This is a genomic window from Orbaceae bacterium lpD04 (assembly GCA_036251935.1).
GTDB classification, from domain to species: Bacteria; Pseudomonadota; Gammaproteobacteria; order Enterobacterales; family Orbaceae; genus Orbus; species Orbus wheelerorum.
The window spans coordinates 2687763-2714496 of record CP133967.1 but is presented as its reverse complement, the minus strand read 5'-3'; the positions used below and the strand labels follow the sequence as shown (position 1 = coordinate 2714496).

The following is a 26734-nucleotide window of genomic DNA, read 5'->3' as shown; positions in this document are numbered from 1 at the left end:
ATAATGGACGATTTAATCCAACGCTATTACGAATCAGAAATGCGTTACCTACGTGAAGCAGGTAAAGAGTTTGCCAAGGTTCATCCTGATAGAGCAAGCCAACTTAATTTAGACCGTGTTGGCGATCGTGATCCTTATGTCGAGCGCTTATTTGAAGGATTTGCTTTTTTAATGGGGCGACTTCGACAAAAAATTGATGATGATTTACCTGAATTAACCGAAAGCTTAGTCACTTTATTGTGGCCACATTACCTGCGCTTAATTCCGTCATTATCAATCACACAATTAAATCCCGATTATATGACGTTATCACGTCAAGAAGTTGTGCCAGCTGGCCTTATGATGCAAACCGAGGCGATTGGCGCTGCAAGCACTCACTGTAAGTACCGAACTACGCAAGATGTGACGCTAAGGCCAATTGAAATAACGCAAGCGCGATTAAATATCGGCAGTGATGGCCGTAGTATTATTACCTTACGTTTGAGCTTTAGTGAGCTTGCTGATTTTGAGCAGTTTGATTTATCATCGTTACGTTTATATCTTAATGCCGATGCACCAATTGCCAGTAGTTTACATTATGCATTAACTCATCAAGTTGCCTCAATGCATTTGCGTTATTCAACTGATGCGCAAAGTCGCCAACGATTTAATGGGACTATTACCCCCGTTGGGTTTGGGCCTGATGAACGTTTATGGCTTAAACCAGACAATGCATTCGCCGGTTACCAATTATTGCTTGAATATTTTACGTTCCGCGAAAAATTTATGTTTGTTGATCTAAATGGCCTTGATATTAGACAAGTTCCTGAGCATTGCCGCTATATTGATATTGAGCTAGTGCTAAAAGAGAGCTGGCCAAGTGATATGCCATTTGACCATAACAACATCTGCTTACACTGTTCGCCAGTAATTAACTTATTTGATTTAGAAGCCGATCCAGTGGTTGTTAATCAATTAGAAAGTGAGTATTTACTTAGGCCGTTATTGCGCCAAGATGGTCATGTTGAAATTTATTCGATTGAAAACGTTGAAGCGATAACGCGCAATGGCCGTTATAGTTACGTTCCCTTTACCAGTTTTAAACATCGTGGCGGAATGTTACGTCATGATGCGCCTGAGCGTTATTACCACACGAGGGTTCGTAAAGGTGCATCGGGCTTACACGATACTTGGCTGATTTTAGGCGGTAAAGTGTGGGATAAAAATCAAAATTTAGAGAGCGAAACACTATCATTAAGGGTGACAGGTACCAATGGTATGTTGCCGCGTAAATCGCTACGTAATGCACGGATTAATCAGTTATCGAGTGCTCAGGCAAATATTGCCAGCGTGAAAAATTTATCGGCGTTAACCCAGCCATGCTATCCGCCAACAGAAGATCGTTTTCATTGGCGAGTGTTATCTCATTTAGCACCTAATTATTTGTCGCTAATGAATGCAGAAGTTTTACGCGGTACTTTGGCGCTATATGATTGGACTGATAACGAACTCAATCGCCGCCGTTTAGAGGGCATTGTTGAGGTTTCGCATCGCATGATAAAACGCATTGAGCAAGGAATGCTACAGCGTGGGGTTGAAATTGAGGTAACACTCAATAGTTATCAATTTACCGGCGAAGGGGATGTGATGTTATTTGGTGAATTATTGCATCAGTTTTTTGCATTATATGCTGATGTTAATTTATTCACGCAGCTAGTGTTAGTCATTTTACCAACAGGGAAAAAAATAACATGGGATCGCAGCAAGACATCACGACCAGCCCTTTAATGCAGGAGCTTGAAGCCAAGCTGCCAAAAATGAACTTTTATCGTTTTTGTCAGCTGCTCGAGCAAATGACCGATACCGAATTAAAACTCGGAACGAGTGAATCGCCAGTTAATGATCCGCTTCGTTTTGCGCCATCGGCAGAGATGAGCTTTCCTGCTGGTGAATTAAAATGTATTGAGCGAGAACCCTATTTAAATCGGCCAGTTACTGTGCGAACTCGTTTTTTGGGTTTATATGGTGTTGATTCGGTTTTACCGCCCATTTTACTTGATGATATTGTTAAGCGTAAAGATGGTTATGAGGCGATGGTTGATTTTCTTGATATTTTTAACCATCGAATTATTACTCAGTTTTATCGTATTTGGCTAAAGCACCATTATCCAGCAAGCTTTATGCGCGGTGGTACTGATCCTGTTTCGCAATGTTTGCTTGGCTTAACGGGGCTTGGGATCAAAGGAACGAGCGAACAAATCGGTACACCAGTATCGCGCTTTTTAGCATTGCTTGGCCTCGTTACCCAGCATACTCGCACCGCTGAGGGGATTGTTGGTGTAATTAAAGTATTAGTACCTAATTGTGATGTTGAGGTTGATGAGTTTTATCCTGTGCGTATGAATGTTCCACAGCCAGCGAAGCTTGGTCAAGGCGGAATTACGCTTGGTAACTCGGCGATATTAGGTAAGCAGTTTTTAGAATGTAATCAAACAGTATTAGTTAAAATAAAGCCACGCGATAATACGCTAATTGATAAGCTATTACCTGATGGCGAGCTCCATAATGATATTATGACGTTATTGCGTGCTTATTTGGGCTATCAAGTTGATGCGCAGCTTGATTTGCACCTAGCGGCTCGTTTTTTACCTAAAACGCAGCTTTCATCAAAAGGTGCACGATTAGGTCAAACGGCGTCATTAATCTGTAATGCAGATGAGTCAACCAATGATGTGATAGTCAATTTAGGCCGTTATCGTGGGATTGCAGCTTAAATATAGTTTAGTTATTTTTCACTATAATTGGGCGTTACAACAAAATTATAACGAATATATTAATAAGGAAATAAGATGAAAAAACGAATCATGATCGTCGCTGCACTACTTAGTGTATTTGCATTAACCGGTTGTGGCGCTGCTCAGTCAGTTTCTGAAGGAACCGCTGGCGTTGCAAAAGCTATTTTTGTATGGGATGTGCGTACTTTACATCTTGATTATACCGCGCGTGCCGAGCTTAATACCGATGATAAAGGTCGCTCATCACCTGTTGTTATCCGCATGTATCAGTTAAAAGATGCCAAGTCATTTGAATCAGCTACATATCCGTTATTAGTGAGTAATGATCAAGAGACATTAGGTGATTCTTTACTTGCCACAAAAGAGATTGTTTTAAAGCCAAATACTTCTTTATCTGTCGATACACCATTTGATAAAGATGCTGATTATGTCGGTATTATGGCGCTATTTAAAGAGCCCGATTTAAAACAAAATAACTGGCGCATTTTATTAAAACGTAGAGATTTAAATATTAATAGGCCTCGCGAAATTATTGCGAATAAATTTGCGCTTGAACTTGTTGCTGAGGATTAAGCGATGGGCGCTTCATTGTATGATACGTTATTTGGTTTTTTTGAATCAGGTTCAATCGTTAGTGATGCTGATGATAAGATGCAAACGATTATTAGTGTTAAAGATAATATTGGTCGCATTTTAAATAGCAGGGCGGGCGCTATTAAGCATCTGCCTGACTATGGTTTACCTGATATGTCAAATATTTATCAAGCATTACCCACATCGGCTTATGGATTAATGCGCGCGATGCAAACGACGCTATTAAAATATGAACCTCGCCTAGCATCGGTTGATATTGAGCTACAAGAAAATAATGACACTATGGTACTAAGTTATGAACTCACTTGTCATTTTAAAGAAGGTGGCTTGGTTAAGTATGGTACCTATTTTATGCCTGACGGTAAGGCGCAGCTCGATTTTAGCCATAAAAGGCAGAGATTGTAAAATAACTTTACTCATATAAGGAGCAGTTAGCTCCTGTTAAAGATCATGATTTTCAGATAAGTCGTCGTAAGTAGTAAGCATTCTTTACTCTATACCTTCGATCGCAATTTGATAATTAAAGCCGTTATGCTTAATATTGGTTGGTCTGCGTATCTTTTGTGATGATGGCTGCTGCTGATAGCGAATATCGATAATAATTTCTCCCTTATCATTAATCAATTGTCGATTTAAATTATTATCCACTAATTGCCAACTTTTGGGTAAATTAACCCGCCAAGATTCTATGGGTAAAATGCTTAACATAATATCTGAAAGGATTTGCTCTGCAGAGGGGATCTCTTTTATAACGGTATTTTGTTCTGTAATAATGGTGTTACCGCTATATTCAATATTAAATAGTCTTATGCCAAGTGTCGATAACCCCGTGACGGTTATTGCATTAGTATCAGCATCAATTAAGGTAATTAATGATTTTTGTTGATCATTATAGTTAAACGTTAAAAGTTGCTTATCATGATAGGGTTTTTCTAAATGGGGGCTAGGTAAATTTATCTTAGTTTCTTTAGTTAGCCATGCTTCTGTTGCTTGTGTTGGTTTGTTTGAGCAAGCGGAGAGGAATATAGCTAAAAAACTAATGAATAAATATAAATATGGTTTCATGCAGTTATACCTGATTATTGTTTGTTCTGCGGTTTTTAAGGCTAATGGTTAAAATAGGAAATAGTCGTAATTTTACCTATTAACACGAAACCAAACTCACTATTGCATTTGTATGATTATGTATTAACAAGTCAAAAGAGAGTGATGCAGTTAGTGCCATTATCGACACTTGAAAATAAAGCACTTTGTTGGTAAAGGTTATGATCACTCAAAAATAAGTGATAATCAATGCCCAGTTAAACAGTAATTAGTGTAAATGAGCATATATTAATTAAAATTTGATGATTATAAAATCACATCGGTGCCACTAAGCTCTTGCTTAATGGTTTGTGTACTTTTTTCCAGTCCAGGAATTAAGTCTTGTTCAACTAAATCAATTTCGATCCGTAGCTGCTTAAGTCCGTTATCAACCGATATATCACTTTTTGCAATGCTGTCATGCAATTTGGCAACATTGCGATAAAATCCCTGTGCTTGTCGTAAAAATTCTGGTGGCGTTGCTAACGTTGCACTAGAAAACTTCATATTATCCCAAACTAAGTTATAAAAATTGAGTGGTTCATTACGGGCGCCGTAATAATTGGAATTTTGTAGTTTACTCATATATGTTTTTAATAGTGCGATATTATCTTGTAGCTCATATTGTAATGATTTTTGTAGGTAATAACTCTCTTTATAACTTTTCATATTTTCAAATTGGACAGCCTGTTTATAACCTTGGCTTGCTGCGAGGTAAACACCTAATACCGTTGCAATAATAATAAAAACTTGGCTTACCCAGAAGCTTGCTTTTTTGATTTCATTGACTCGTTCAACATCTACTTTCGGATTTGGGATTGAGCTATTAGACATCATTGTTTTTCCTTATGCTATTGTTTTTATTTAAAATAATGAAAATATACAATTGGTTTATCAAATCACATGATTAATAATTATAAATTTCTGTTATTATAATGGGAAGAATTTTTTATTAACTTTGAGAAGAATATGTTTGAAAATTTAACCGACCGATTATCCCAGACGCTACGTAATATTACCGGGCGCGGACGCTTAACCGAAGATAATATTAAAGAGGCATTGCGCGATGTTCGCATGGCGTTATTAGAAGCCGATGTTGCGTTGCCCGTTGTGCGTGATTTTATTGCTCAAGTCAAAGAAAAAGCCGTCGGACTTGATGTCAATAAAAGCCTAACACCAGGGCAAGAATTTATTAAGATCGTACAGCAAGAACTGACCATTGCGATGGGGGAAGTGAATAGTTCATTGAACCTTGCCGCCCAGCCTCCAGCGGTTATTTTAATGGCAGGTTTACAAGGTGCGGGTAAAACGACCAGCGTTGCTAAATTAGCCAAATTCCTTAAAGAGAAGCACAAAAAGAAAGTATTAGTGGTATCTGCCGATATTTATCGTCCGGCTGCAATTAAGCAATTAGAAACTCTTTCGCAGTCGATTGGCGTTGATTTTTTCCCGTCACAGGCTAACCAAAAACCGATCGATATCGTTAATCAAGCGATTTCACATGCCAAATTACAGTTTTTTGATGTATTAATAGTCGATACTGCTGGCCGTTTGCATGTCGATGGCGAAATGATGAATGAGATTAAAGCGCTTCATCAAGCCGTTAAGCCTATTGAAACGTTATTTGTTGTTGATGCAATGACTGGGCAAGATGCAGCGAATACCGCAAAAGCATTTAATGATGCCTTACCATTAACAGGGGTTATTTTAACTAAAGTTGATGGTGATGCACGTGGTGGTGCGGCACTTTCAATCCGTAATATTACCGGTAAACCGATAAAATTTCTTGGTATGGGTGAAAAAACCGATGCTTTAGAGCCATTTTATCCAGATCGCATTGCCTCACGTATTTTAGGTATGGGTGATGTGCTTTCTCTTATTGAAGAGATGGAAGGTAAGGTTGATCGCGAAAAAGCTGAAAGAATGGCAAGGAAAATTAAAAAGGGCGATAAATTCGACTTTAACGATTTTCAGGAACAACTTAAACAGATGCGTGATATGGGCGGAATGGGGGCGATGCTGGCAAAGCTCCCTGGGGCTGGGCAACTACCTGATCATATCAAAGCGCAAATGGATGATAAAGTCACCATTAAAATGGAAGCAATGATTAATTCGATGACTTTTAAAGAGCGCCTTAATCCTGACATTATCAAAGGATCACGCAAGCGCCGTATTGCTTTAGGCTCAGGTACACAAGTACAAGATGTCAATAAACTCCTTAAGCAATTTGATGATATGCAGCGCATGATGAAAAAGATGAAAGGCGGCGGCATGATGAAGATGATGCGCAATATGAAAGGCATGATGGGTGGCGGCATGGGAGGAATGGGCGGTTTACCTCGTCGTTAGTTCTCTCATTGATTAACAATAAGGTTTTTGCCTTATTGTTAATTATCTAAAATGCTGCTGCTTCTTATAAGCTATTCAAGCATCGATTATTCGCTACTTATCATTTTATAAAAATAAAAAAAATAATTTATTAGAATTTTTAGTTGCTACATTTTTATTAAAATAGTGAGTAATAACGGGTAGTCAAGATAAAAGCACTTGCACATATTTCGCAAGCTTATTAGACTAAACAGTTATTTTTGATTTCTATATAGAGTATTTGATTGATTATGCAGCTATCTGATTTTGCATTTGACCTACCTGATGAACTGATTGCGCGTTATCCTGCAAAAGTTCGTAGTCAATGTCGCTTACTGGGTTTAGACGGTAATACCGGCGCAATAACATCCGGCACTTTTACTGATGTATTACAAAAACTTAATCCTGGTGATTTACTGGTATTTAATAATACAAGGGTTATTCCAGCTAGGCTGTATGGGCAAAAAGCCTCTGGCGGTAAAGTTGAAATGCTAATTGAGCGAATTTTAGATAATAATCGCGTATTGGCTCATGTTAAGTCGTCTAAAGCCCCAAAAGAAGGCACAACGATTTTATTAGGCGAACAAGCGGATATTGCAGTTGTAATGCTAGCTCGGTATGATAGTTTGTTTGAACTACAGTTTCCAAGTGATGTGTTGGCAATTCTTGATAAAATTGGCCATATTCCTTTGCCACCTTATATTGACAGGCCAGATGATGAGCAAGATCGAGAGGTGTATCAAACCGTTTATAATAAAGTGCCTGGCGCAGTTGCAGCGCCAACAGCCGGGTTACATTTTGATGAGCCATTACTTGAGGCGTTAAAGCAAAAAGGGGTCGAATTTGCTTTTGTTACGCTACATGTTGGCGCGGGCACATTTCAGCCGGTGCGGGTTGATAATATTGAAAATCATATTATGCACGCTGAGTATGCTCAGGTATCGCAAGAGGTTGTTGATGCCGTGCAGGCTTGTAAGGCTCGAGGAAATCGCGTTGTCGCAGTTGGCACAACATCGGTTCGCGCTTTAGAAAGTGCGGCTCAAAAAAGTGGCCAAATTGAGCCATTTTTTGCTGATACGCGAATTTTTATTTATCCGGGTTATCAGTTTAAGGTCATTGATGTTTTAATTACTAATTTTCATTTGCCAGAATCAACCTTAATTATGTTGGTATCTGCTTTTGCTGGTTATGATCATGTGATGAATGCTTATCGCTTTGCAGTTGAAAATCAGCTACGCTTTTTTAGTTATGGCGATGCAATGTTTATTACTAGGCAAGATTAAGTAAAGCAACTTAACAGCAAAATATGTTGTTCGAGTTAACGTATCTTTATCTCTGTTAACTCGAACCTATTTTTTATTTACCTTGATTCATTTTTTCAATTTTGTCACGAATATTCTTTACTCGATCACTTGAAGCTGGGTGAGTACTTAATAATGTTGTCTCCCCTCCACCTAACTTTTCAAAAGCCGTTGCAATCCCTAGCGGATTAAGGCCTTTTTTAACTAAGAAATCAAACGAGTAGTTATCTGCCTGTGTTTCTTGTTTCTGTGAAAACTGTGCATTAACAATACCCTCAGCTAGATCGCCTAATTGAGATTGGGTTAGGTTAGCAATTGCTGTATTCGTTGATGCAGCAATAACGCCTCTGGCTAATTGTGCGGTATAAGTGACTTGCATTGCTTTTTTACTATGACCTAGCGCAACGTGACCAAGTTCATGACCTAGTACGCCTTGAACTTCGTTATCAGTCATTTTATCCATTAAGCCACTATAAACCCGTACGCAGCCATTTGCCATTGCCCAAGCATTTACTTCATCGGTTAAATAGACTTTATAGTTAACTTGCGTCCCATTAATATTATCACCTAATGCTTGTGTGATTTTTTTTAAGCGAGTGCTGTAGGCACTATTTTCAGGAGCAATTTTTGCTTCTGAGTCCATTTGTACACATGATTTATCGCTTAATGTTTTGACATCGCTATCACTTAATGAGGCAATTTGTGCCGATTGCATACCTAGATTAAGCATATTGTTTGTATCCATCTGGCACCCAGCTAAAGCACCGATAAGTATTGTGGCAGCCACTAATTTTATTTTCATTATATTATTCCTTTATTGTATAGCTAATTTGATTTGTTTTTTTCAAATCTATGTTTTATATCGAGATTTTTGTTTATAAATAAACAATTGAATATCTTACCTAATTAATTTTATTTATTAAATTATTTTTACGGATCATTATCGTTGGGTGAGAATAACTTTGCTCTTTTTGATAGTTATTAAGTTTATCAAGCATAGTAATTAATACGTTAGGATCGATATTTAGCTGCTTAAGTAAATTAATTGCATAATTATCCGCTGCAATTTCTTGTTTTTGTGAAAGGGATTGCGGTACAAATAAGATAATCTCATTATTATTTTTAATTTCAGCCGCTTTGGCATGATGAAATGCAGTAATGGAATGATTTAAGGCAATATGACCGATCTCGTGGGCAATAACAGCTTGAATTTCATGGTCATTGAGTATTTTAAGTAGGCCACTATTAATTCGTATACAGCCATTTAGTGATGACCAAGCATTAGGTTGTGTATTTAGATAGACCCGATAATTCAACTCTTTACCATTTATGGTGTTAGGGAAAGGTTGGATTAATCGATATAAATATTGGTTTAAAGGATGTGATTGTTTAACAGCGATCTGATTACTGTCATGGTACAGGCAGCTTTGCGCATTTAGATTAACAATTTGTTCACTGCTTAATTCAGTAAGCGCTTGCTCATTGAGTGTATTTACCGTGTAAGTTGGCGCGCAAGCGGTAAGTAATAGCAAAATATAGATTGTAATGAGTTTTTTTATGATCTTAAGCATATAAAGCCACAACAATTTTTTGTTTCACTTAGTAGCTATGTTATCATAGCCGGCAAAATTACGCGTGTGCCTTTTAATTGAAAAGGTTTTGAATAGTTAAATAAAGCGCCAAACTGTTTATTTGGTTGCTAGAGGTATGATAACCAATATGAAATTTGAATTAGATAATAGTGATGGACTTGCTCGTCGTGGACGGATGAAATTTGATCGTAGAGGCGTTGAATATACGGTTGAAACGCCTGCATTTATGCCTGTTGGTACCTACGGCACAGTAAAGGGCATGACGCCTGAAGAAGTTGCAGAGACTGGGGCTCAAATCTTATTGGGCAATACCTTTCATTTATGGTTAAGACCTGGGCAAGAAATTATGCGCCAGCATGGCGATTTACATGACTTTATGCAGTGGCATGGACCAATTCTTACCGATTCGGGTGGTTTTCAGGTATTTAGCCTTGGTGACCTTAGAAAAATTAAAGAAGAAGGTGTCTATTTTCGTAATCCAATTAATGGCGATTCCGTGTTTTTATCACCTGAAGTATCAATGGAGATCCAAAACGATTTAGGTTCTGATATTGTGATGATTTTTGATGAATGTGCTCCTTATCCTGCCGAGTGGGATTACGTTAAGCGTTCAATGGAAATGTCATTACGCTGGGCTAAACGTAGTCGTGATCGTTTTGACGAACTAAATAATCAAAATGCATTATTTGGTATTGTTCAAGGCGGTGTTCATCAAGAACTGCGTGATATCTCGATTAAAGGGTTAACTGAAATCGGTTTTGACGGTTATGCTGTTGGCGGCCTTGCAGTAGGTGAGCCTAAAGAAGACATGCACCGTATTTTAGAAGGTACTTGCCCGCAGCTTCCTAATGATAAACCTCGCTATTTAATGGGGGTTGGTAAACCTGAAGATTTAGTTGAAGGTGTGCGCCGTGGCATTGATATGTTTGATTGCGTTATGCCTACGCGTAATGCTCGTAATGGTCACTTATTTGTGACCGATGGGGTTATTAAAATCCGAAATGCGAAATATCGTGATGACACATCACCATTAGATCCGCACTGTGACTGCTACACCTGTAAAAATTATACTAAATCTTATCTCCATCATTTGGACAAATGTGGTGAAATTTTAGGGGCAAGACTTAACACGATTCATAATCTTCGTTACTACCAACGATTAATGGCTGAAATACGAGAAGCTGTTGCAAAAGGACGTTATGAAGAGTTTGTTACAGAATTTTACCAACGAATTGGCAAATCACCTGCGCCATTTCAATTAAGATAATTTTCATTAGCATCTTGACAGCAGGTCAATAGCAAAGTATTATTCGCATCCTAACGGCGAGTAGCGCAGCTTGGTAGCGCAACTGGTTTGGGACCAGTGGGTCGGAGGTTCGAATCCTCTCTCGCCGACCATATTTTAAGAAACCGACGAAAGTCGGTTTTTTTACGCCTAGTATTTATGAGGTTTGAACCTCCGTAGGAGGTCGAATCGTAGGAACGATTTGTACAGCTAAGATAGCTGCCCGCAGGGCGAAGATCATGGATGATCCGAGTCAATCCTCTCGCGCTAACCACTAATTTATCAGCAATAAATTTGTGATCAGTCTCATGTTTTATATAAAAAAATAAATAATATTCTCTTTTTAAACCATAATATCTTTCGAATAAAAGTAATTATTGAGGGAATATATGGAACTTTATTTAGATACTGCTGATGTGAGCTCGGTAAAGCGCTTACATTCAATTTTACCGATTAAAGGTGTAACAACTAATCCTAGTATTATCGCGAAAGAGAAAAAACCACTTTTTGATATATTAGCAGAGCTACAGGCTGTTATTGGTGTTGATGGTCAATTGTTTGCTCAGGTGATTGCTAATAATGCACAAGACATGATTAAAGAGGCGCAAGCATTAACCAAACGATTCCCATCGTTAGTGGTTAAAGTGCCCGTTACTGCACAAGGTTTAATCGCAATAAAGTCATTAACTGAGCTAGGTATTACAACCCTTGGCACTGCAGTATATGGCGCAGGGCAAGGACTATTATCTGCGTTAGCGGGCGCAAAATATGTGGCGCCTTATGTTAATCGTATTGATGCGCAAAGTGGTAGCGGGATCGACGTCGTTAATGAATTGCAGACTTTACTCACTTTACATGCACCATCGTCGATGATGTTAGCTGCTAGCTTTAGAACGCCAAGACAAGCGCTTGATTGCTTACTCGCGGGCTGTGAAGCCATTACCTTACCTGTTGATATTGCCGAGCTATTTATTAGTGATCCAGCTGTTGATGCAGCCATTGATAAATTTGAAAATGATTGGCAAAAAGCATTTGGTAAACTAACCTTTTAAATCGAGTTAATACCCGATATTCATCGCTAAAAATATTATTTGAATAGACATAAAATTGCTATAATTTATGTCTATTTTTATATCCCAAATGATACCGATAATATTCTTATGACGTTTTAGATAAAATAATACCTTTCACTTTGAAAGAAGTGTTATTTTTTTATGAAATAAGCTATCTTATAAATAAATGAACAATAAATTATTTCTGGCTCTTAATCGTGATTAAATAAGTTGATTTAGTCTGAATTTAGAGCATGTTTATTTATGAGTCTTTTGTTTCAATAACACCAAAATGAGATAAATAAATTATTATGAAAGTAAAAGAGCGACAAGCCGCTATTCTTGACTACCTGCAGATCAATGGTAGTGCCTCGGTTGAGGTTCTTAGTGAGAAGTTTGATACGACCGGAACGACTATTCGTAAAGATCTTGTTCAACTTGCTGAAAATAATATGGTAATTCGTACTTATGGCGGGGCAATGTTAAATAAAGAAGTGGGTGATCAGCCGGTTGATCATAAAACATTTATTAATATTGCTAAAAAGAAAAAAATTGCTGAAGAAGCAGCTAAGCTTATTTATGAAGGTGACTCTCTTATTTTTGATGCAGGTAGCACCGTTGCTCAAATGATCCCAATGTTAACTAAATTTCAAAATTTGACTATCATGACTAATAGCTTACATATGGTTAATGAGTTAGTTAGTTTTGATAATGATCAGACTATTATTTTAATGGGCGGGCATTACCGCCGCAAGTCTGCCTCATTTCATAGTAATAATAAATTAGCGGATGCATCACTTAATTATTATTCTTTTGATAAGCTTTTTATGGGTGCCGATGGCGTTGATATTACTGGCGGCGTAACGACTTTTAATGAAAGCTATGATGGAAGCGTTGCGATGTGTAAAGCGGCAGCGAAATTGGTTCTGTTAGTTGATTCATCAAAGTTTGGTCGCCGTAGTCCTAATGTGGTATGTAATTTGAAAACAGTCGATACCATTATCACTGATAATGAGCTGGATATTAAATATTACAATGCACTTATCAAATTAGGGATTAATGTGATTTTGGTTGACGTTCACTAACTCAGTTATGGTTTTATCTGTTAGCATTGCAGATATATTGCAAATTATCGCTATTTTAAGCTAAATTTGATTCGCTAGTTAAGTTTAGCCTATTCTTCCCTTTCCTCTTCCTATTAACTTATTGAAAAAATTCATTTCAATTATATCCATAATAAATAATTAATATTTTTTATTAATAGCTAATTATTTTAAAATAATTATAGAATGAAATTTATATCTTTCCTTAAGAAAGGAAAATCTTTCAAATTAAAAGATTTTTGTTGAATTGTGATCTAGTTAAAAGAAATCATTAAATCCTATTGTTATTATTCTTGCTGTCTTATCAATATAAATCGAAAAGGAGAAGACATGATAGACGCGATTTCGTATGGGGCTGAATGGTTTATTGGGCTATTTCAGGAAGGGGGTAAGGTTTTTGTTGGTATGGTCACCGGAATTTTACCTTTACTTATTTCATTATTAGTTGTGATGAATGCACTAATTAAACTGATTGGTCAACACCGCATTGAGCAATTAGCGCAAGCTTGTGCTAGCAATCCAATTTTACGCTATTTAGTATTACCACTTATCGGGACATTTGTTTTTTGTAATCCAATGACTTTGAGTTTAGGTCGCTTTATGCCTGAATTTTATAAACCAAGTTATTATGCTGCTTCTTCTTATAGTTGCCATTCAATGAATGGATTATTCCCTCATGTTAATCCTGGCGAATTATTTGTCTACTTAGGTATCGCATCAGGTTTGACAACACTAGGTCTGCCGCTTGGTCCACTTGCCGTTAGTTATTTTTTAGTCGGTCTCTTTACTAACTTTTTTAGAGGCTGGATAACTGACTTCACCACTCGTATTTTTGAGAAAAAAATGGCGATAACGTTAGATAGAAAAGTTCATCTTTAGTGGGAGCAATGGTAATGACTAAATATATTCGAATTGAAAAAGGTGATGCAGGTTGGGGCGGCCCTTTAGAACTGCCCATTATAGAGGGGAAAAAAATAGTCTATATTGCAGCAGGTACAAGGCCAGCAGTTGTAGATAGATTAGTTGAATTAACCAATTGGCAAGCTATTGATGGATTTAAAGATGGTGAACCAGCCAAAGATGAAATCGGGATCGCAGTGATTGATTGCGGCGGAACTTTACGCTGTGGTATTTATCCAAAAAACCGAGTGCCGACACTTAATATCCATGCTACGGGTAAATCAGGGCCACTTGCCCAATATATTGTTGAAGATATCTATGTATCAGGCGTTAAACCTCAAAATATTTATTTGATTGAAGAGAAAATGCAAACCATTGCAGACTCTTTAGCCGAAAATAATCGGGTTAATGAGAGTAAACGTATTCCTAAAGATTATGATACTACTAAAAAAATTAGTGAGCAAAGTGATGGGTTATTGGCAAAAATTGGTATTGGTATGGGGGCTGGTGTTGCGGTATTTTTTCAAGCCGGCCGTGATACTATCGACACCGTATTAAAGACGATTTTACCCTTTATGGCTTTTGTTTCTGCCTTAATCGGTATTATTATTGCCTCGGGTTTAGGGGATTTAGTCGCTCATGGCTTGGTGCCATTAGCTAACAATCCGATTGGACTTATTATTTTAGCCTTAATTTGTTCATTCCCCTTACTTTCACCATTTTTAGGTCCTGGCGCCGTTATTGCTCAAGTAATTGGAACTTTAGTCGGAGTACAAATTGGCCTTGGTAATATTCCGCCTTATTTAGCACTACCCGCGTTATTTGCTATTAATTCTCAAGCGTCTTGTGACTTTATTCCAGTTGGGTTATCGCTTGCTGAAGCTAAGCAAGATACGGTAAGGGTTGGGGTACCCTCGGTTTTGGTTAGTCGTTTTTTAACCGGTGCGCCAACAGTATTAATTGCATGGGCTGTTTCATTTTTTATTTACCAATAGTCATCTCCATGGCTGAGTTTGGCGGTTAAGTAAACAGTAGGGGTTACATTATGAAAAATATTATTTATCGCTCGACCATTTTAAGCATTGGTGATTTTGCCTTAGATGTTTTGGCAGATGGAATGCTCATTACGTTTAAAGAAGGTGGGCCTGCAGAGCTTGCTGATTATTGCTTTATTCATTCTCATGGTACGTTAACGGATCATTTAGTTGTAGGGCAAACGATAAAATTTGGTGACCTTTGCTACCAAATTACGGCTGTTGGTGACGTTGCTACCACTAATTTTCGTGAACTTGGACACATTACCATCCGTTTTGATGGTAAGCATAGTGCGCAGCTACCTGGTAACGTGCATGTAAGTGGCCAAGTACCGATGAATTTGAAAATAGGTGATTACATTACGATTTTAGCTAATTGACGATGATGATTTATTAAATTAAATAATTTTTAACGATAAGGTGAGAGATATGAAACAAGTTGCTGTTGTTGTCGGTGGTGGGCAAACATTAGGTGCTTTTTTATGCCAAGGGATTGCAGATGCTGGTTATCAAGTTGCCGTTGCAGATCTTAATATTGAAAATGCAAATAAAGTCGCAGATGAAATTAATAAAAAGCATGGTGTTGGCACGGCAAAAGGCTTTCAAGTTGATGCCGCAAACGAGGATAGCGTCATCAATCTTGCTACTGATATTGAAAGAATTTTTACGCAGTTAAACCTTATGGTTTATAGTGCTGGCGTTGCTAAAGCAAGCCCCATTACTGATTTTAAATTAGCTGATTTTAACTTATCGGTAAATGTTAATTTAACGGGCTATTTTTTATGTGCAAGAGAAATGGCCAAATTAATGATTAAGCATAATGTCGCTGGGCGGATTCTTCAGATCAACTCTAAATCAGGTAAAGTGGGCAGTAAACATAATTCAGGCTATAGTGCCGCAAAATTTGGCGGTGTAGGATTGACGCAATCTCTCGCACTTGATTTAGCTGACCACGGAATTACCGTTAATTCATTGATGCTTGGTAATTTATTAAAATCACCGATGTTTCAGTCACTGCTTCCTCAATATGCCAAAAAGCTCGGTATTGATGAATCTCAAGTCGAGCAATTTTATATTGATAAAGTGCCATTAAAACGTGGCTGTGATTACCAAGATGTGTTGAATGTGTTGCTTTTTTATGCCAGTGATAAAGCATCTTATTGTACTGGGCAATCAATTAATATTACCGGTGGGCAGGTAATGTTTTAATGTTATATATCGTATTTTAAATTAACAAGTGGCACTATTGCCCTTGTTAATATTGATTAAATAGGGACTTTATGACAACAGCATTGATTACGCTTGCAATGATTGCTTGGACGTTACAAATAGGATTGGGTTGGCTACAAATAAGGCGTTTTAACCATGCATTTATTGCCATGGAAAAGGGCGCTTATCTTGGTGTCGGCCGTAATAACGATGGGCGTTTTAAACCTAGGGTATTAATCGCGTTATCTTTTGATGAAGACTACAATGTGATTGATTCTGTTTTAATTCGAGGATTAACTGTATTTTCTTTACCTAAAAAGATTAATGCATTACACGGTCTAAATTTAGCTGACATTAATCCTAAAATTATCTTCCCAAATCAGTTGTCTTGCCAACATGCATTAACGGTTGCTTTGTTAACGAAATAAAAAGGCAAGTACTTAAACTTACCTTTTATTTTATTATTTTATTACACTATTTCTATTTTTTCATCTTCATATCGATAACCATGCGTCCTTGGATTTTTCCTGCACGCATTTCATCAATCATATCGTTAATATCTTCAAATGGGCGTTTTTCAACGATTGGTACAATTTTACCCTCAGCACTAAATCGGAAAGCTTCGGCTAAGTCTTCACGCGTACCAACTAATGAGCCGAGTACTTGAATACCATCTAATACGGTTTTAGGAATACTAAGGTCCATGGTTTCAGAAGGTAAACCTAATGCAACTACGCGGCCTAATGGGCGCACAGAATTTATGGCTTGGTTAAAACCAACTTTAGTGACCGAGGTGACAACTGCACCATGGGCTCCACCACCCGTATGTTCTTTGATGTAAGCGCCGACATCGGCCACTTTTTTTGGGTTAACCGTTAGATCTGCACCTAATTTTTTACACAATTCGAGTTGGCTATCACTATTGCTAATTGCAACTACTTTATTATTAAAGACATTTTTACCATATTCGACAGCAAGGGTACCAAGTCCTCCAATGCCAAATACTGCAAGCCACTGACCGGGTTTAGTATCCGCAACTTTTATGCCTTTATAAGTGGTAACGCCAGCGCAGGTTATGCTAGTTGCTTGCGCTGGGTCGAGTCCTTCTGGTACTTTTACGGCATAATCAGCTTTGACAATGCATTGTTCAGCCATTCCACCATCGACAGTGTAGCCGGAGTTAACCGCGCTACGACAAAACGTTTCATTACCTGAAATACAATATTCACACACTCCGCAGCCTGCATAAAACCAAGCAATACTGACCCGATCACCTATTTTTAAACTTTTAACATCAGGAGCAATCTTAGTTACAACGCCAACACCTTCATGACCAATAACCCGGCCAGGTTTTTTACCAAAGTCGCCCGCTGCGACATGGAGATCGGTGTGACATAAACCGCAATATTCGACTTCAACCAATGCTTCACCTGATTCTAATGGACGGATAGGAACATCTTTAAGTTCAACTTGACCATTACAATCTTGCCTAATTACCGCTGCCTTCATACTACCTCCTAGAAAATTGAAAGTTAAAATTTAAATTTATCGACCATTTTATATGAAATCATATATTGAGGCTTTGACTTAGTGCTCATTTTAATTAAAAAACTATTATGAAAAACAGCAAGGCTGATACTTTCAATATCCATATAACAATAGGTTATAAATATATTCGAATATATCATTTCGTTTGCTGAGTTATCTTACTTTATATTAACGTTAGCAAATATAAATTACATCGAGAGGTAAACGGTATATGACACACAATATTAATCCTACTATTTCAGCATTAAAAGCGGAAATGACAAAATGGCGTCGTCATATTCATAGTCACCCAGAAACGGCATTTGAAGAACATCATACTACGCAATTTATTGTTGAGATGTTAACTTCATTTGGTATTGATGAACTTTATACAGATTTTGCCCCAACGGGAGTCGTTGGAATTATTAAGGGAAATAAACCGGGCAAATGGATTGGGCTTCGAGCCGATATTGATGCGCTTGATATTACCGAGCAAAATGATGTTGATTATTGTTCGAAAATCAGCGGAAAAATGCACGCATGTGGTCACGACGGTCACGCAGCGATGCTGCTTGGCGCCGCAAAATATTTAGCTCATCATCGAGATTTTGCAGGTAGCGTTGTGGTTATTTTTCAGCCGGCTGAAGAAAATGAGGGCGGCGGGCGAGTCATGGTTGAAAATGGTTTATTTGAGCGCTTTCCAATTGAATCAGTATATGGAATGCATAATCAGCCAAATATGCCTTTAGGGCAATTTTTTATTTGTAAAGGGCCATTAATGGCGGCTTATGATGTTTTTGAAATTAAGATCACAGGTAAAGGATCACATGCGGCGGCTCCTCATTTAGGTTATGATACAATTGTAACGGCAACGCAAGTTGTTAGTTCTTTGCAAACAATAGTCAGCCGTGATATTAATCCATTGGATTCACTCGTCGTTAGTGTAACGCAAATTCATAGTGGCGATACTTGGAATGTATTACCGCAAGAGGCGATTATTCGAGGTACGGTTAGAACATTTAATGCGAATGTACAAGATTTAGCTGAAAGACGCATTAAGGAAATTGCTGAAAGCGTTGCAAATGCCTTTCATGCGACGGTAAATATTTGTTATCAGCGGCGCTATCCTGCAACAGTTAACCACCCAAGCGCAACAAAGCTCGCTATTGATGCTGCGTGTAATGTTGTTGGTGAAGATTATGTCCACACCGATGCAACACCATCGATGGGATCAGAAGATTTTGCTTTTATGCTACAAGCAAGGCCGGGCGCTTATATTTGGTTGGGAGCCGGAGAGGGCGCAAATTTGCATCATCCACAATTTAACTTTAATGATGAGATTCTTATTACTGGTGCGGCGTATTATATTGAACTCGTAAAATTGGCACTGTATTAATACGAAAAAATAGCTGCGTAACAAAGCCTTTTATTGCTCTTTTATGTGTTAAGCAAAGTAACTTGCTTAACACATAGTTAAACGAAAAATCATCATACTACTTAAACTAAAAACGGTTTTGATGATAAACCTTATTTTAACTATTTGCTTTTATCAATAAACTATCAGTCAATGCTATTAATAAATTAACCTGTAAATCTGAGTCATTAAGCGCTGGGATATAACTAAATTTTTCACCGCCAGATTGCATAAATAACTCACGATTTTCAATATCAATTTCATGCAGGGTTTCGATGCAGTCAACAGCAAACCCGGGGCAAGTTACTGCTACCGATTTTTGTTGCTTAGCAAGTTCAATAAGTACATCGCTGGTATTAGGTTCGGTCCATTTACCCTTACCAAAACGAGATTGGTAAGTCATAATGATGTCGAGCTTAGGATAATAGCGATTAATCGCTTGTTTAATTAATTGGCTCGTTAATTCGCAGCGTGTGACATATTCATCTTGACGCTTTTTAATGTAGCTTATTGGAATGCCGTGGTAAGACAGCATTAATACATCTGGCTGTTCAATACAGATATATTCATCTATTTGCTTTACTAAAGCCTCAATATAAACTGGAACATCAGCATAATCATGTCGGTAGTTGATTTTTGGTGGGGTTAGCCATGATTTAGTCAGTGTTTTGATTTTATTGATGACTGCTAATGTCGTTGTTGTTGAATACTGTGGATACATGCTGATAACTTCAATATTATCACAATGCTTTAAACGATTTAGTGCAGCATCAAGGCTTGGCTCACCATAGTTCATTGCTAATTCACATTGTAAATTAGGGCGCTGGTGTTGTAGCTTTTGACATAACTGTTTGCTGTAATATAACAGCGGAGATTGTTCATTTAGCCAAATTTTTTGATAGTGCTTTGTGATATAGTTTAATCGTTTGGGGATAACTATGCCGTATAAAATGGGTAGCCAGATGACGGGATGAATATCCACGACATGACGATCGCGTAGAAATTCACCAAGATAATTTTTAATCGCTTTTGGCGTTGCTTGGCTTGGCGTTCCTAAATTAACGATTAATACACCTTGCTTATTTGTCATTATCGGCTCCTTTCCCTTGCAACTTTAATAATTCACTATCAATTACGGTTAATAGCCGAGCTAATGCGCCTTGATTTTGTGCTAATACTTGCCAAGCATTTTCACCCATAGTTTGTGTTAATGTTTTATTTGCAAGGAGCTTATTAATTTTTTCTGCTAGATCATGACTATTCGATTGCGTTAACCAAAGACCATTTGCCGCGATTAATTGTTGACAAATAACGTTAAAATTAAAGTAATATTCACCCATAATAATTGGTAAATGATGCAAAGCAGGCTCAAGTGGATTATGGCCCCCTCGTTCAACCATGCTACCGCCAACAAAAGCAATATCGGCAAGGCCATATAGTAATAACAGTTCGCCCATCGTATCACCCAAGATAACTTGAGTCTGTTTTGTCGGAGCTTTATTATCACTACGTAGTTGATAATTTAAATGATATTGTGTAATAAGTCTTTCAACGGTGATAAAACGCTCTAGATGACGAGGCACTAGAATTAGCAATAAGTCAGGATAATTTTTTAAGAGTATTTGATGCGCAGCTAAAATAATTTCATCTTCACCATGATGGGTACTTGCAGCAATCCAAACGGGTCTTTGTAATTGCCAGCTTGATTTTAGTATCATTACTTTTTGTTGTAGCTCATCACTTAGCTCAATATCAAACTTAATACTTCCGGTTACCGTTAGTTGATCTTTGGGTGATCCCAATTTTAAAAAGCGCTCGGCATCCAATTGATTTTGAGCTGCAATATGCGTTATTTTAGGCATTAAGTCATTAATCGCTTTACCTAGCTTGGCGTAACCCTTTGCTGATCGCTCTGATAACCTTGCGTTAGCAATAATTAGGGGGATTTTGCGTTTTTTTAATGCACAAATAAGATTCGGCCACAACTCCGTTTCCATAATAATGACTATTTTTGGCTGTAAAATATCAAGAAATCGTTTTAAAGCGCCGGGTAAATCATAAGGTAGATAAACGTGACTAACGCTTTGAGCTAACGATTTTTTGACTTGCTGTGAACCTGTTGGTGTCATCGTTGTAACGGTGATAGGTAAATTAGGGTAACGATTTTGTAATTGTTTAATGAGTGGAATTGCGGCAATGGTTTCCCCCATTGAAACACTGTGTATTAAAATGCCGTTAGGTGTTACTTTGCCACGGCAAAATCCATAACGTTCAAACCAGCGTTTACGATAATCGGGGGCTTTACGGCTACGCCATAATAATTTTAACCAGACTAAAGGCTGGATAAGATAGAGTAAAGAGGTATATATAAATTGCATAATTATTCTTTAAAAAAATGTTCTCTATAATACGCTAATTCAGCAATTGAGTCTTTAATATCATCAAGTGCTTGATGGGTTCCTTTTTTGGTTAATCCAGATAGAATTTCAGGTTTCCAGCGTCGAGCCAGCTCTTTGACTGTACTAACGTCTAAATAGCGATAGTGGAAATATTTTTCTAAAAGAGGCATATAATTAAACAAAAAACGCCTATCTTGGCCGATAGTATTGCCACAAATAGGTGAACAATTTTGCGGTACCCATTGTGAAATGAAATTTATCGTCTGTTGTTCAGCATCTTTTTCACTAATTGTACTTTTTTTAACTCGTTCAATTAATCCCGTACCAGTATGGGTTGTTACATTCCATTCATCCATCAAGGCTAACTGAGTTTGAGGCTGTGATATTGCAATAACAGGCCCCTCAGCTAAAACATTGAGATTAGAGTCAGTAACAATGGTTGCAATTTCAATAATGCGATCTCGATTAGGATCTAAACCTGTCATTTCAAGGTCTATCCAAATAAGATTATTTTTGCTTTGTAGCGGTGTAGTTGTCATAAGTTTTACTTTGTTAAATCGTAATTGTATTAATTTTAACATATTTGCTGAATAATGTTTAAAATCAATTGATAAAATAGGCGAATTATAAAATCATTTACTTTTTATCGTCAATTTACCACTATATTTTTCTCTATAATGATATGTCAAAACAATATTTTAACGACCAACATTGGAGATTAGATATTCAATGTATTATCGATATCGGTAATTATTTTGATTAAAAAAGAAAATAGGCAAAGAATAAAAAATACGTTAATATAATAGTAATTCATAGATTAATTATGTTAAAACTAACACCATAAAATATTATCAATACTGTTACGATGAATTGTTGGCAAAAATTAAGTAAATGCTTTGTAATAAAAATCGCGCTACCGCACTTGTTGCTTAGTGTGCTTGCCGCTGCATTTAGTTTATCTGCTCAAGGAAGTTTGCCAGCCAATCAATCGCAACCCGCTAATATTATTACTATTGCTACGGTAATGGTAAATTTGCAAGATCATCACTCGGATAAAAAAGTTCAACTAACATGCTTGTATAATAATGAGCTAGAATTTGTTAATGCATCTTTTGTTCCAACCCAATACCGTGGATTTATTCCTGCAACTCGCTTGACGCCTAACAATGGTATACGAGCTGGCCCTTCTTTTATTTAGAATCTAAATTTAGTTCTAATTAATCAATATTAATTATGCGTCAAATATTTCAGCATTAATGCTTATAAGAGTTCTGTCTAAATTTTTGTCGCAAAATCAGTTACAAATAGCAAAACGATATATATCGTTTCAACATAAAGAGAATAAATAATATGTTATTGAAATTATTGACACAAGTATTTGGTAGTCGAAATGAACGAGTATTAAAGTCAATGCGTAAACGCGTTGAGAAAATTAATGCGTTAGAGCCTGCCATGGAAGCGTTATCTGATGACGAGTTAAAAGCCAAAACGGCTGAATTTAAGCAACGTGTTGCTGAAGGGAAGAGTTTAGATTCCTTATTAGAAGAGGCCTTTGCCGTGGTGCGAGAGGCGAGCAAACGCGTGTTTGGCATGCGCCATTTTGATGTTCAGTTAATTGGTGGTATGGTGCTTAACGAGCGCTGCATTGCTGAAATGCGTACTGGTGAAGGTAAGACATTAACCGCTAGTTTACCCGCTTATCTTAATGCATTGACGGGCCTTGGTGTTCATGTTGTGACAGTAAATGATTACCTCGCGCAGCGTGATGCTGAAAATAATCGACCGTTATTTGAGTTTTTAGGTTTAAGTGTCGGTATCAATTTACCCAATATGTCTGCGCCAGCAAAACGTGAGGCCTATAATGCTGACATCACTTACGGAACAAACAACGAATATGGTTTTGACTATCTTCGGGATAATATGGTGTTTGATAAAGAGTCACGAGTACAGCGTCCTCTTTATTATGCATTAGTTGATGAGGTCGATTCGATCCTAATTGATGAAGCAAGGACTCCATTAATTATTTCAGGTCCTGCTGAAGATAGTTCTGAGCGCTATATCAGTATTAATAAAATCATTCCTTACCTAACAAGCCAAGAAAAAGAAGATACGACAGAATATCAAGGTGAAGGAGATTTTTCGGTAGATGAAAAATCACGTCAAGTTCACTTGACCGAGCGTGGGTTAGTTAAAGTTGAAGAGTTATTGATCCGTGAAGGAATTATGAAAGGCGAAGAGTCATTATATGCGCCGAATAATATTGTATTAATGCACCATGTTAATGCTGGACTACGCGCACATCATCTTTTTTCTCGTGACGTTGATTATATCGTTAAAGATGGTGAGGTTATTATTGTTGACGAACATACTGGCCGAACGATGGAAGGCCGTCGTTGGTCTGATGGCTTACATCAAGCTGTTGAAGCAAAAGAAGGCGTTAAAATCCAAAATGAGAATCAAACCTTAGCTTCGATTACTTTCCAAAACTACTTCCGCTTATACCAAAAATTAGCTGGGATGACCGGTACTGCAGATACTGAAGCATTTGAGTTCAACCAAATTTATGGTTTAGATACGATTGTTATACCGACCAATAAACCGATGGTGCGTAAAGATCAATCTGATTTAGTTTATATGACTGAAAAAGAGAAACTCGATGCAATTGTTGCGGATGTTCGTGATTGTATGTCACGGGGACAACCTGTTTTAGTTGGTACTGCATCAATTGAAAAATCAGAACTTGTTTCACATTTTTTAACTAAAGCCGGCATTAAGCACAGTGTATTAAATGCCAAATTCCATGCTCAAGAAGCAGAAATTATTGCTGATGCAGGTCGTAAAGGGGCAGTTACAATTGCAACTAATATGGCGGGTCGAGGTACTGATATTATGCTTGGCGGTAACTGGCAAATGGAAATTTCAAAACTTGAATCGCCAACGGCAGAGCAAGTAGAACAGATAAAACAAGATTGGCGTATTCGTCATGAAGAGATCCTTGAACTCGGAGGGTTATATATTTTAGGTACCGAGCGGCATGAGTCTCGACGAATTGATAATCAGTTACGTGGGCGAGCTGGGCGACAAGGGGATGCTGGGGCATCACGTTTCTATTTATCTTTAGAAGATCCTTTAATGCGTATTTTTGCTTCAGATAGAGTCGGTAGTATGATGCGAAAATTAGGTATGAAAGAGGGAGAAGCGATTGAACATCCTTGGGTGACAAAAGCGATTGCTAATGCTCAGAAAAAGGTTGAAAGTCGTAATTTTGATATTCGTAAACAATTATTAGAATTTGATGATGTTGCAAATGATCAGCGCCGAGCTATTTATGGCCAACGAAATGATCTTCTTGATAATCACGATATTAAGGAAACGATTGATTCGATTCGAGTCGATGTATTTAATACGTTAATCGATCGCTATATTCCACCACAATCAATTGAAGAAATGTGGGATGTAAGTGGGCTTGAAGCTGCCTTAAAAACTGATTTTGACCTTGAGCTACCAGTTGCTCAGTGGCTTAATGATGAACCAAATCTACATGAGGAAACGTTACGAGAACGAATCTTACAAGTTGGCTCCGAAACTTATCAAACTAAAGAGGATTCTGTTGGTAGTGAGGCATTGCGCAGTTTTGAAAAAAATGTAATGTTACAGACGCTCGATTCTCTTTGGAAGGATCATTTAGCTGCCATGGATTATTTACGTCAAGGAATTCATTTACGTGGTTATGCTCAAAAAGATCCTAAGCAAGAATATAAACGAGAATCATTCGATATGTTTGCCGGTATGCTAGAATCGCTTAAATATGATGTCATTGGAGTATTAAGCCGCGTTCGTATTCGTTCTCAAGAAGAAATTGAAGAAGCTGAACGTCAAAGACAAGAAGAAATGGCTAGACTTGCTGAGTTGCAAAAACTAAGTCATGAAGAACTTGATAGTATCAGCGATGAGAGTAAACCACGGACACCACAACCCATCGTGCGAGCTCAGGCTAAAGTTGGCCGAAACGATTTATGCCCATGTGGTTCAGGTAAAAAGTTTAAAAACTGTCACGGGGCTGTTCAATAAAGATAAAGTTTAGTATGATTAAGCTCTGATTGATTTTTACACATATTGATGTCATAACGATAGTGATTATGACATCAATCAATAAGCTAAAAATAAACAATTATTATGAAAAAAATTGAAATTGCGGTTGGTATTGTTCGTTCTCATGATGGGCAAATTTTTATCACTCAACGAGGTGAAAATTCGCATTTAGCTGGGTTTTGGGAGTTTCCAGGTGGAAAAGTTGAGCCAAATGAGACGCCTTTTCAAACACTTCAACGTGAAATTGCAGAAGAAATTGATATCAATATTCATGATGCTAAATATCTAAAAACAGTAGAGCACCAGTATAATGATCGTTTTATCACTATTCATGTTTATCTTATTGAAGAATGGGATGGTGAACCTTTTGCAGCTGAAGGACAGCCTAGCCGATGGGTAGATGAAGAGGAGCTTAATGCAGATGAGTTTCCCGATGCTAATCGAACTATTATCGAAATGCTAAAAAATCTAGATAAAAATATTTAATCACTCAATATTAATTCATTGTATTTCAATCTCCAATTTAGGGCTTGTTTGCGCTTATATATCCTATGCATTCATTTCTTACCGCCAATTATTTTACTCACTGATTTTTTGATAATAATTTGATATTTAATAGTTTTATTTGAAATTGATAGGTAATTCTAATTGTAAATCATAAATTTTTAAAAAAATCAAAAAAAGTGTAAAAAATATTCAATTTAACTTGAATTAATCTTTTTATTATGCATAATAGCTATCTATATGGTTTAGTGTATTTTTTTCTCACTAATTTGAGAAAAGTAAATTTTAACCTAGTGTGTTTTAACGTCGTTGTTTAGTTTATGAAATAGCTTTAGTATCATAATTTGTAAAGATGGTAGTGAAGAAGTGATTTTTTAAAAAATAGACGTTTTTTAGTCTCAAGTGTATCGTTAATTTGGGCTAAAGCTTATATCGGTAAGCACATTTGTTGACAGGATAACAAGAAGATAGAAGAAGAATGAAAAAAAAGGAAGTAGAAGCACT

Annotated in this window: 26 protein-coding genes and 1 tRNA gene; 19 read left to right on the top strand and 8 right to left on the bottom strand. The window is 37.3% G+C overall.

The window, feature by feature from the left end; translation table 11 throughout:
• The first annotated feature begins 3 nt into the window (after positions 1–3).
• The 4 genes from tssF to tssE all read left to right on the top strand — a co-directional run bounded on the left by tssF (position 4) and on the right by tssE (position 3773).
• A complete protein-coding gene (gene tssF / locus RHO14_12005; protein WVD71053.1) occupies positions 4–1767 on the top strand; it encodes a type VI secretion system baseplate subunit TssF in 1764 nt (587 codons plus the stop codon).
• Positions 1731–2753, top strand: coding sequence for a type VI secretion system baseplate subunit TssG (gene tssG / locus RHO14_12000; GenBank protein ID WVD71052.1), 1023 nt, complete (start codon positions 1731–1733; stop codon positions 2751–2753). Before tssF ends, tssG begins: the two co-directional genes overlap by 37 nt.
• A 75-nt stretch (positions 2754–2828) precedes the next feature.
• Complete coding sequence (gene tssJ, locus RHO14_11995) at positions 2829–3347, top strand: type VI secretion system lipoprotein TssJ (protein ID WVD71051.1); 519 nt, start codon at positions 2829–2831, stop codon at positions 3345–3347.
• Positions 3348–3350: 3 nt separating this feature from the next.
• Positions 3351–3773, top strand: a complete 423-nt coding sequence (gene tssE / locus RHO14_11990; GenBank protein WVD71050.1) for a type VI secretion system baseplate subunit TssE — start codon at positions 3351–3353, stop codon at positions 3771–3773.
• 84 nt (positions 3774–3857) lie between these two features.
• Here tssE and RHO14_11985 read toward each other — a convergent pair whose 3' ends face one another.
• Together RHO14_11985 and RHO14_11980 are read right to left on the bottom strand one after the other, a co-directional pair.
• A complete protein-coding gene (locus RHO14_11985; protein ID WVD71049.1) occupies positions 3858–4433 on the bottom strand; it encodes a DUF3261 domain-containing protein in 576 nt (191 codons plus the stop codon).
• Positions 4434–4718: 285 nt separating this feature from the next.
• Positions 4719–5288: a hypothetical protein gene (locus RHO14_11980; protein ID WVD71048.1), complete on the bottom strand. Its 570-nt coding sequence runs from the start codon at positions 5286–5288 to the stop codon at positions 4719–4721.
• Positions 5289–5420: 132 nt separating this feature from the next.
• On the opposite strand from RHO14_11980, the gene ffh reads away from it, so the two are divergent.
• Both ffh and queA read left to right on the top strand, forming a co-directional pair.
• Positions 5421–6800 (top strand): signal recognition particle protein, encoded by a 1380-nt coding sequence (gene ffh, locus RHO14_11975; protein ID WVD71047.1) that lies wholly within the window; start codon positions 5421–5423, stop codon positions 6798–6800.
• Between the two features lie 269 nt (positions 6801–7069).
• Positions 7070–8101: a tRNA preQ1(34) S-adenosylmethionine ribosyltransferase-isomerase QueA gene (queA, locus tag RHO14_11970; protein ID WVD71046.1), complete on the top strand. Its 1032-nt coding sequence runs from the start codon at positions 7070–7072 to the stop codon at positions 8099–8101.
• Positions 8102–8174: 73 nt separating this feature from the next.
• Here queA and RHO14_11965 read toward each other — a convergent pair whose 3' ends face one another.
• Positions 8175–8921, bottom strand: a complete 747-nt coding sequence (locus tag RHO14_11965) for a M48 family metallopeptidase (protein ID WVD71045.1) — start codon at positions 8919–8921, stop codon at positions 8175–8177.
• Between the two features lie 100 nt (positions 8922–9021).
• A complete protein-coding gene (locus RHO14_11960) occupies positions 9022–9690 on the bottom strand; it encodes a M48 family metalloprotease (GenBank protein ID WVD71044.1) in 669 nt (222 codons plus the stop codon).
• 148 nt (positions 9691–9838) lie between these two features.
• Between RHO14_11960 and tgt the strand changes: the two genes are divergently transcribed.
• The 9 genes from tgt (at position 9839) to RHO14_11915 (ending at position 16722) form a co-directional block, all read left to right on the top strand.
• A complete protein-coding gene (tgt, locus tag RHO14_11955) occupies positions 9839–10978 on the top strand; it encodes a tRNA guanosine(34) transglycosylase Tgt (protein ID WVD71043.1) in 1140 nt (379 codons plus the stop codon).
• 54 nt (positions 10979–11032) lie between these two features.
• A tRNA-Pro gene (locus tag RHO14_11950) sits at positions 11033–11109 on the top strand.
• 276 nt (positions 11110–11385) lie between these two features.
• Entirely contained in the window at positions 11386–12048 is a 663-nt protein-coding gene (gene fsa / locus RHO14_11945) for a fructose-6-phosphate aldolase (protein ID WVD71042.1), read from the top strand.
• 311 nt (positions 12049–12359) lie between these two features.
• A complete protein-coding gene (locus RHO14_11940; GenBank protein ID WVD71041.1) occupies positions 12360–13133 on the top strand; it encodes a DNA-binding transcriptional repressor in 774 nt (257 codons plus the stop codon).
• Between the two features lie 348 nt (positions 13134–13481).
• Positions 13482–14030, top strand: coding sequence for a glucitol/sorbitol-specific PTS transporter subunit IIC (srlA, locus tag RHO14_11935; GenBank protein WVD71040.1), 549 nt, complete (start codon positions 13482–13484; stop codon positions 14028–14030).
• Between the two features lie 14 nt (positions 14031–14044).
• Positions 14045–15046, top strand: coding sequence for a PTS glucitol/sorbitol transporter subunit IIB (locus RHO14_11930; protein WVD71039.1), 1002 nt, complete (start codon positions 14045–14047; stop codon positions 15044–15046).
• Between the two features lie 50 nt (positions 15047–15096).
• Entirely contained in the window at positions 15097–15465 is a 369-nt protein-coding gene (locus tag RHO14_11925) for a PTS glucitol/sorbitol transporter subunit IIA (protein WVD71038.1), read from the top strand.
• A gap of 49 nt (positions 15466–15514) precedes the next feature.
• Positions 15515–16294: a sorbitol-6-phosphate dehydrogenase gene (srlD, locus tag RHO14_11920; GenBank protein ID WVD71037.1), complete on the top strand. Its 780-nt coding sequence runs from the start codon at positions 15515–15517 to the stop codon at positions 16292–16294.
• Between the two features lie 71 nt (positions 16295–16365).
• Positions 16366–16722 (top strand): transcriptional regulator GutM, encoded by a 357-nt coding sequence (locus RHO14_11915; GenBank protein WVD71036.1) that lies wholly within the window; start codon positions 16366–16368, stop codon positions 16720–16722.
• Between the two features lie 52 nt (positions 16723–16774).
• Here the strand turns inward: RHO14_11915 and adhP are convergent, their stop codons facing one another.
• On the bottom strand, positions 16775–17803 hold the full coding sequence (adhP, locus tag RHO14_11910) for an alcohol dehydrogenase AdhP (GenBank protein ID WVD71035.1): 1029 nt from the start codon (positions 17801–17803) through the stop codon (positions 16775–16777).
• Between the two features lie 250 nt (positions 17804–18053).
• Between adhP and RHO14_11905 the strand changes: the two genes are divergently transcribed.
• Positions 18054–19217 (top strand): M20 aminoacylase family protein, encoded by a 1164-nt coding sequence (locus RHO14_11905; GenBank protein WVD71034.1) that lies wholly within the window; start codon positions 18054–18056, stop codon positions 19215–19217.
• 136 nt (positions 19218–19353) lie between these two features.
• Here the strand turns inward: RHO14_11905 and hemH are convergent, their stop codons facing one another.
• The 3 genes from hemH to orn are packed head-to-tail and all read right to left on the bottom strand — an operon-like array spanning position 19354 to position 22173.
• Positions 19354–20325 (bottom strand): ferrochelatase, encoded by a 972-nt coding sequence (hemH, locus tag RHO14_11900; GenBank protein ID WVD71033.1) that lies wholly within the window; start codon positions 20323–20325, stop codon positions 19354–19356.
• Positions 20315–21613 (bottom strand): lipid IV(A) 3-deoxy-D-manno-octulosonic acid transferase, encoded by a 1299-nt coding sequence (gene waaA / locus RHO14_11895; protein WVD71032.1) that lies wholly within the window; start codon positions 21611–21613, stop codon positions 20315–20317. Before waaA ends, hemH begins: the two co-directional genes overlap by 11 nt.
• Positions 21614–21615: 2 nt before the next feature.
• Positions 21616–22173, bottom strand: coding sequence for an oligoribonuclease (orn, locus tag RHO14_11890; GenBank protein ID WVD71031.1), 558 nt, complete (start codon positions 22171–22173; stop codon positions 21616–21618).
• 326 nt (positions 22174–22499) lie between these two features.
• On the opposite strand from orn, the gene RHO14_11885 reads away from it, so the two are divergent.
• From RHO14_11885 to mutT, 3 genes are all read left to right on the top strand, one after another.
• Positions 22500–22832 carry a hypothetical protein gene (locus RHO14_11885; GenBank protein WVD71030.1) on the top strand — a complete coding sequence of 111 codons (333 nt, stop codon included), beginning with the start codon at positions 22500–22502 and terminating at the stop codon, positions 22830–22832.
• A 152-nt stretch (positions 22833–22984) separates the two neighbouring features.
• Positions 22985–25705 (top strand): preprotein translocase subunit SecA, encoded by a 2721-nt coding sequence (gene secA / locus RHO14_11880; GenBank protein ID WVD71029.1) that lies wholly within the window; start codon positions 22985–22987, stop codon positions 25703–25705.
• A gap of 105 nt (positions 25706–25810) precedes the next feature.
• The gene (gene mutT / locus RHO14_11875; protein WVD71028.1) at positions 25811–26212 is read left to right on the top strand and encodes an 8-oxo-dGTP diphosphatase MutT; all 402 of its coding nucleotides are present in this window, start codon (positions 25811–25813) and stop codon (positions 26210–26212) included.
• The last annotated feature ends 522 nt before the right edge of the window (positions 26213–26734 follow it).

What these genes read in the sequence shown, in the direction of transcription:
- tssF (WVD71053.1), top strand. Translation starts at nt 4, where the DNA reads ATGGACGATTTAATCCAACGCTATTACGAATCAGAAATGCGTTACCTA.
- tssG (WVD71052.1), top strand. Translation starts at nt 1,731, where the DNA reads ATGGGATCGCAGCAAGACATCACGACCAGCCCTTTAATGCAGGAGCTT.
- tssJ (WVD71051.1), top strand. Translation starts at nt 2,829, where the DNA reads ATGAAAAAACGAATCATGATCGTCGCTGCACTACTTAGTGTATTTGCA.
- tssE (WVD71050.1), top strand. Translation starts at nt 3,351, where the DNA reads ATGGGCGCTTCATTGTATGATACGTTATTTGGTTTTTTTGAATCAGGT.
- RHO14_11985 (WVD71049.1), bottom strand. Translation starts at nt 4,433, where the DNA reads ATGAAACCATATTTATATTTATTCATTAGTTTTTTAGCTATATTCCTC.
- RHO14_11980 (WVD71048.1), bottom strand. Translation starts at nt 5,288, where the DNA reads ATGATGTCTAATAGCTCAATCCCAAATCCGAAAGTAGATGTTGAACGA.
- ffh (WVD71047.1), top strand. Translation starts at nt 5,421, where the DNA reads ATGTTTGAAAATTTAACCGACCGATTATCCCAGACGCTACGTAATATT.
- queA (WVD71046.1), top strand. Translation starts at nt 7,070, where the DNA reads ATGCAGCTATCTGATTTTGCATTTGACCTACCTGATGAACTGATTGCG.
- RHO14_11965 (WVD71045.1), bottom strand. Translation starts at nt 8,921, where the DNA reads ATGAAAATAAAATTAGTGGCTGCCACAATACTTATCGGTGCTTTAGCT.
- RHO14_11960 (WVD71044.1), bottom strand. Translation starts at nt 9,690, where the DNA reads ATGCTTAAGATCATAAAAAAACTCATTACAATCTATATTTTGCTATTA.
- tgt (WVD71043.1), top strand. Translation starts at nt 9,839, where the DNA reads ATGAAATTTGAATTAGATAATAGTGATGGACTTGCTCGTCGTGGACGG.
- fsa (WVD71042.1), top strand. Translation starts at nt 11,386, where the DNA reads ATGGAACTTTATTTAGATACTGCTGATGTGAGCTCGGTAAAGCGCTTA.
- RHO14_11940 (WVD71041.1), top strand. Translation starts at nt 12,360, where the DNA reads ATGAAAGTAAAAGAGCGACAAGCCGCTATTCTTGACTACCTGCAGATC.
- srlA (WVD71040.1), top strand. Translation starts at nt 13,482, where the DNA reads ATGATAGACGCGATTTCGTATGGGGCTGAATGGTTTATTGGGCTATTT.
- RHO14_11930 (WVD71039.1), top strand. Translation starts at nt 14,045, where the DNA reads ATGACTAAATATATTCGAATTGAAAAAGGTGATGCAGGTTGGGGCGGC.
- RHO14_11925 (WVD71038.1), top strand. Translation starts at nt 15,097, where the DNA reads ATGAAAAATATTATTTATCGCTCGACCATTTTAAGCATTGGTGATTTT.
- srlD (WVD71037.1), top strand. Translation starts at nt 15,515, where the DNA reads ATGAAACAAGTTGCTGTTGTTGTCGGTGGTGGGCAAACATTAGGTGCT.
- RHO14_11915 (WVD71036.1), top strand. Translation starts at nt 16,366, where the DNA reads ATGACAACAGCATTGATTACGCTTGCAATGATTGCTTGGACGTTACAA.
- adhP (WVD71035.1), bottom strand. Translation starts at nt 17,803, where the DNA reads ATGAAGGCAGCGGTAATTAGGCAAGATTGTAATGGTCAAGTTGAACTT.
- RHO14_11905 (WVD71034.1), top strand. Translation starts at nt 18,054, where the DNA reads ATGACACACAATATTAATCCTACTATTTCAGCATTAAAAGCGGAAATG.
- hemH (WVD71033.1), bottom strand. Translation starts at nt 20,325, where the DNA reads ATGACAAATAAGCAAGGTGTATTAATCGTTAATTTAGGAACGCCAAGC.
- waaA (WVD71032.1), bottom strand. Translation starts at nt 21,613, where the DNA reads ATGCAATTTATATATACCTCTTTACTCTATCTTATCCAGCCTTTAGTC.
- orn (WVD71031.1), bottom strand. Translation starts at nt 22,173, where the DNA reads ATGACAACTACACCGCTACAAAGCAAAAATAATCTTATTTGGATAGAC.
- RHO14_11885 (WVD71030.1), top strand. Translation starts at nt 22,500, where the DNA reads ATGAATTGTTGGCAAAAATTAAGTAAATGCTTTGTAATAAAAATCGCG.
- secA (WVD71029.1), top strand. Translation starts at nt 22,985, where the DNA reads ATGTTATTGAAATTATTGACACAAGTATTTGGTAGTCGAAATGAACGA.
- mutT (WVD71028.1), top strand. Translation starts at nt 25,811, where the DNA reads ATGAAAAAAATTGAAATTGCGGTTGGTATTGTTCGTTCTCATGATGGG.